Consider the following 5,260-nt stretch of genomic DNA (forward strand, 5'->3'; position numbering starts at 1 on the left):
CTCGTCGCCGCGGGGCGGTTGATTGACGAGGACCCCGAGCTCGCTCTCGAGCACGCGCGCTTCGCCCGGTCGCGGGCGGCCCGGGTGTCGCTGGTCCGCGAGGCCGCCGGCCTCACCGCCTATCACGCCGGCGAGTGGGCCGAGGCCCTCGGCGAGCTGCGGGCCGTCCGGCGGATGAGCGGCGGCCAGGCGCACCTCCCGGTCATGGCCGACTGCGAGCGTGCGCTCGGCCGGCCCGAGCGGGCGCTCGACCTGGCGGCCGAGGCAAGCAGAGACCTGCCCAAGGACACCGCCGTCGAGCTCAAGATCGTGGCCGCCGGGGCGCGGCGGGACATGGGGCAGCTCGACGCCGCGGTCGTGGCTCTCCAGGGGCCCGACCTCGACCCCAAGATCCGGCAGCCCTGGAGCGCTCGCCTGTTCTACGCCTACGCCGACAACCTCGAGGCCGCCGGTCGCACCGAGGACGCCATTCGCTGGTTCCTCAACGCCGCCGAGGCCGACGTCGACGAGGAGACCGACGCGGCCGAGCGGGCGTTCGCCCTGAGGGAAAACGAATGACCCTTCTCGACCTCTACGACACGCTCCTCTTCGACCTCGACGGCACCGTCTACCGCGGCGAGTCCGCCATCGACGGTGCCGCCGAGGCGGTCGAGGCCGCCCACCAGGCCGGCGTCACCGTCCGCTTCGTCACCAACAACGCCTCCCGCGGGCCCGACGAGGTCGCCCGCCACCTCACCGACATCGGCATCCGCGCCGAGCCCAAGGAAGTCAGCACCAGCGCGCAGGCCGCCGCCAAGGTGGTCGCCGAAAAGACAGTCGCCAAAAAGACAAGCGGCACGGTCCTCGTCGTCGGGTCGGAAGCCCTGGAGCACGAGATCCGGCTGGTCGGCCTCACCCCGACCAGGACGGCCGACGACGACGTGCAGGCCGTCGTGCAGGGCCTCAGCAAGGACACCAGCTGGCGTGACCTGGCCGAGGCCTGCGTCGCGATCAACGCCGGCGCCCTCTGGGTCGCGTGCAACGTCGACCGCACCCTGCCCACCGAGCGCGGCCTGCTTCCCGGCAACGGCGCGCTCGTCGCCGCCCTCCGCGCCGCCACCGGCCTCGAGCCCGTCGTCGCCGGCAAGCCGGCCACGCCGCTGATGGACGAGGCGATGCGCGCCGCGGGCGGCACCAACGCGCTCGCCGTCGGCGACCGGCTCGACACCGACATCGCCGGCGCCGTCGCGGCCGGGCTCGACTCGCTGCTCGTCCTCTCCGGCGTCTCCACGCCCAAGGAGCTCATCGAGGGCGACCTGCGGCCCACCTACCTCGCCGCCGACGTCCGCGCGGTCACCGACGACCCCGACCGGCTGCGCATCGGCGCCAAGCCCGGCTGGGAGATCGAGGACGGCGTGGTTCGCGGCGCCGGCGACCCGCTCGACCTGCTGCGTGCCCTCTGCGCCACGCCGCACACCGGCGAAATCCGGGCGGCGAACGGCGACGCGGCGGCGGCGCTGCGGCACCTCGGCCTCCCGCATGAGCTAGCGTGACAGGGTGCAGTTCGACGGCATGACACCCCAGGATCCGGCGGCCGCCACCAAGCTCGCTGTCGAGGCCGCCGTCGCCGGCACCGACGGGCTCGACACCGTTCCGCTGGCCGAGCACGTGGCCAGGTTCGACGCGGTGCACGTCGCGCTCAACGACGCGCTCTCGCGCATCGACACGGACTGACCCGTGCCCCGCCGGACACGGCTGGACGCGGAGCTTGTTCGCCGTGGCCTCGCCCGCTCGCGCGAGCACGCCTCGCAGCTCATCGCGGCCGGCCAGGTGACCGTGCGCGGCACCGTCGCCGGCAAGCCCGCCACCGCCGTCGAGACCGACGCGCCCGTCGTGGTCCGCGAACAGGTCGGCGACGACTGGGCCTCGCGCGGCGCGCACAAGCTCATCGGCGCGCTCGACGCGTTCGCCATCGACGTCGGCGGCAAGCGGGTGCTCGACGCCGGCGCCTCCACCGGCGGGTTCACCGACGTGCTCCTGCGCCGCGGCGCCCGTGAGGTCGTCGCCGCCGACGTCGGCCGGGGTCTGCTGGTCTGGCGGCTGCAGACCGACGACCGCGTCCTCGTGCTCGACAAGACCAACGTCCGCGCGCTCACCCCCGAGCAGACCCGGGGCCCGGTCGACCTCGTCGTCGCCGACCTGTCGTTCATCTCGCTGCGCCTGGTCCTCCCCGCGCTGCTGGCGTGCACCACCGAGGACGCCGACCTGGTGCCGATGGTCAAGCCGCAGTTCGAGGTCGGCAAGGACCGGCTCGGCTCCGGCGGCGTGGTCCGCGACCCCGGACTCCGGGCCGCCGCCGTCCGCACGGTCGGCGCGGAAGCCGAGGCGCTCGGCCTGCGCGTGCACGGCGTCACGGCCAGCCCCCTTCCCGGCCCGTCCGGAAATGTCGAATACTTCGTGTGGTTGCGTCGCGGCGAGCCGAACCCGGACGCCGCCGCACTCGTCGAGACCGCCGTTCGGGAGGGGCCGCAATGACCGGACGTGAGGTGCTCCTCGTCGTGCACACCGGTCGGGCCGACACCCGGCACACGGCCGAGAAGGTCGCCGGCTGGTTCAACGCGGCCGACATCAAGCTGCGCGTGCTCGCCGACGAGGCGCCCCAGCTCGACAGCTCCTGCTATCAGACCGTCGTGCACGGCGGGCCCGAGGCCGCGGCCGGCACCGAGCTCGTGTTCGTCCTCGGCGGCGACGGCACGCTGCTGCGCGCGGCCGAGCTCGCCCGCCCGGCCGGCGTGCCGGTGCTGGCCGTCAACATGGGCCGGGTCGGCTTCCTCGCCGAGGCCGACTCGGACATCCTCGAGCAGGCCGTCGCCCAGGTCATCGCGCAGAAGTACGAGGTCGACGACCGGATGACCGTCGACGTCACCGCGTCGCTCGCCGGGCGGCGGCTCGCGCACACGTGGGCGCTCAACGAGGCAAGCGTGGAGAAGAGCAGCCGCGAGCGGATCCTCGACGTGCGGATCGAGGTCGACGGCCGGCCCGTGTCCTCGTTCGGCTGCGACGGCGTGCTGTGCGCGACGCCCACCGGCTCCACGGCGTACGCGTTCTCCGCGGGCGGCCCGGTCGTGTGGCCGGACGTGCAGGCGCTGCTGGTGGTGCCGAGCAACGCGCACGCCATGTTCTCCCGGCCGCTCGTCGTGTCGCCCGATTCCGTGGTCGCGGTCGAGGTCGACCCGGACGGTCACCCCGCGGTGCTGTGCTGCGACGGCCGGCGGACGTTCGTGCTGCCCCCGGGCGCGCGGGTCGAGGTGGTCGGCGGCACGAAGCCGACCAGGCTGGTGCGGCTGCGCGAGGGTCCGTTCACCGACCGGCTGGTGCAGAAGTTCGAGCTGCCGGTGCAGGGCTGGCGCAACCGCTGAGCGATCTCGCCCAGCGAATCGAACACACATGTGGATAGGTGCGGGCTTTCGTCGGTGAGAACCGATAAAGTGCGCGCTGTGTTGGCCGAAATGCGCATCGAGGGCCTCGGCGTCATTGACGAGGCCACGCTCGAACTGGATCCGGGTCTCACCGTCGTCACCGGCGAGACCGGTGCTGGCAAGACCATGGTCGTCACCGGGCTGCACCTGTTATCAGGTGGTCGGGCCGAGGCGTCGAGAGTGCGCAGCGGCGCGCAGCGAGCCGCGGTGGAGGGGCGCTTCGACGCGCCACCGGGTAGCGCGGCGGCCAAGGTCGCCGGCGACGCGGGCGCCGACCCCGATGAGGACGGCGCGCTCATCGCGCTGCGCACGGTCACGCCCGACGGGCGGTCCCGGGCCCACCTGGGCGGCCGGTCGGTCCCGGTCGGCGTGCTGTCCGACCTGTCCGAGCAGCTCATCGCGGTGCACGGGCAGAACGACCAGCTCCGGCTCATGCGCCCGGCGGAGCAGCGGGCCGTGCTCGACCGGTTCGCCGGCGAGGAACTGCTCAACGCGCTCACGGAGTACCGGCGGCTGCGCGACGAGTGGCACCAGGTCAGCACCGAGCTGGCCGAGCGCACGGCGCGCTCACGCGAGATGGCGCGCGAGGCCGACCTGCTGCGGCACGGGCTCGCCGAGATCCAGGCCGTCAACCCCGAGCCGGGGGAGGACGACGAGCTGGTGGCCAAGGCCCGCCGGCTCGCCGACGCCGACCAGCTCCGCGAGGCGGCCACCGGGGCGGCGTTCGCCGTCAGCGGATCGCTCGAGGGCGATCCCGACGCGCCGGGCGCGCTCGGTCTCGTCGCCGACGCGCGCAACCGGCTGTCGTCGTCGGAGGATCCCCGGCTGCGGGAGCTGGAGCCCAGGCTCGCCGAGGCCGAGGCGTTGCTGGCGGATGTCGGCACCGAGCTCACCAGCTACCTGGAGTCGCTCGACGCCGACCCGGCCGTGCTCGAGCAGGTGCTGGCGCGGCAGGCCGAGCTGAAGGGGCTCACCAGGAAGTACGCCGCCGATGTCGACGGCGTGCTCGCGTGGGCCGCCGACGCCGAGCAGCGGCTGGCCGGGCTCGACACGTCCGAGGAGGCGCTCGCCGAGCTCGAGCGTCGCCGTTCGGAGCTGGCCGGGTTGCTGGCCGAGCGGGCGCAGCGGGTCACCGAGCTGCGGGTGCTGGCGGCCGACCGGTTCGCGCAGGCGGTCACGGTCGAGCTGGGTGGCCTCGCGATGGGCCAGGCCACGATCAAGGTCCTCATCAGCACGCGCTGGGCCGAGGCGACCGAGCCGTACGCCCTGCGCGTGGCCGGCGGTGACGGCGGTGTCGTGCTGGCGCACGCGGGCGCGGATGGCATCGACGAGGTCGAGCTGCGCATGGCCGCCCACGACGGCGCCCAGCCGCTGCCGGTCCACAAGGCCGCCTCCGGCGGTGAGCTGTCCCGCGTCATGCTGGCGATCGAGGTGGTCCTCGCCCACTCCGACCCGGTGCCCACCCTGGTGTTCGACGAGGTCGACGCGGGTGTCGGCGGCCGAGCGGCGGTGGAGATCGGCCGGCGGCTGGCCAGGTTGGCGACGAGTCACCAGGTCATCGTGGTCACGCACCTGGCGCAGGTCGCCGCGTTCGCCGACCGGCACCTGGTCGTGGACAAGAGCGCGCGGGGTGGGGTCACCCGGAGTGACGTGCGGCGGGTCGACGACAAGGATCGGGTCGTCGAGCTGGCGCGGATGCTGGCCGGCATGGACTCGACCGAGACCGGTCGGGCACATGCCGAGGAGTTGTTGGCTGTCGCGGAGGCGGACAAGGCTTCCGCTGGAGGGAAGCGGCGGAAGCG

Annotated in this window: 5 protein-coding genes and 1 pseudogene; all 6 read left to right on the forward strand. The window is 73.9% G+C overall.

Features of this window, described 5'->3' with window-relative positions; translation table 11 throughout:
• Positions 1 to 558, forward strand: a pseudogene (locus VGD70_RS21270) (hypothetical protein); the annotation flags it as partial.
• A complete protein-coding gene (locus VGD70_RS21275; RefSeq protein ID WP_331083974.1) occupies positions 555 to 1,532 on the forward strand; it encodes an HAD-IIA family hydrolase in 978 nt (325 codons plus the stop codon). The pseudogene VGD70_RS21270 and the gene VGD70_RS21275, both read left to right, overlap by 4 nt.
• Before the next feature lie 4 nt (positions 1,533 to 1,536).
• On the forward strand, positions 1,537 to 1,713 hold the full coding sequence (locus VGD70_RS21280) for a hypothetical protein (protein WP_331083982.1): 177 nt from the start codon (positions 1,537 to 1,539) through the stop codon (positions 1,711 to 1,713).
• Positions 1,714 to 1,716: 3 nt separating this feature from the next.
• On the forward strand, positions 1,717 to 2,514 hold the full coding sequence (locus VGD70_RS21285; RefSeq protein WP_331083976.1) for a TlyA family RNA methyltransferase: 798 nt from the start codon (positions 1,717 to 1,719) through the stop codon (positions 2,512 to 2,514).
• On the forward strand, positions 2,511 to 3,398 hold the full coding sequence (locus VGD70_RS21290) for an NAD kinase (RefSeq protein ID WP_331083978.1): 888 nt from the start codon (positions 2,511 to 2,513) through the stop codon (positions 3,396 to 3,398). The genes VGD70_RS21285 and VGD70_RS21290 overlap by 4 nt, the downstream gene beginning before the upstream one ends.
• Positions 3,399 to 3,467: 69 nt before the next feature.
• Positions 3,468 to 5,260, forward strand: a 1,793-nt coding sequence (gene recN, locus VGD70_RS21295) for a DNA repair protein RecN (RefSeq protein ID WP_331083980.1), incomplete at its 3' end; no start/stop codon positions are given.

This window comes from Actinophytocola sp., from assembly GCF_036402745.1.
Lineage (GTDB): Bacteria > Actinomycetota > Actinomycetes > Mycobacteriales > Pseudonocardiaceae > Actinophytocola.

Excerpts from the sequence above, each read along its gene's own strand:
- VGD70_RS21290 (WP_331083978.1), top strand. The coding sequence starts at position 2,511 with ATGACCGGACGTGAGGTGCTCCTCGTCGTGCACACCGGTCGGGCCGAC.
- VGD70_RS21275 (WP_331083974.1), top strand. The coding sequence starts at position 555 with ATGACCCTTCTCGACCTCTACGACACGCTCCTCTTCGACCTCGACGGC.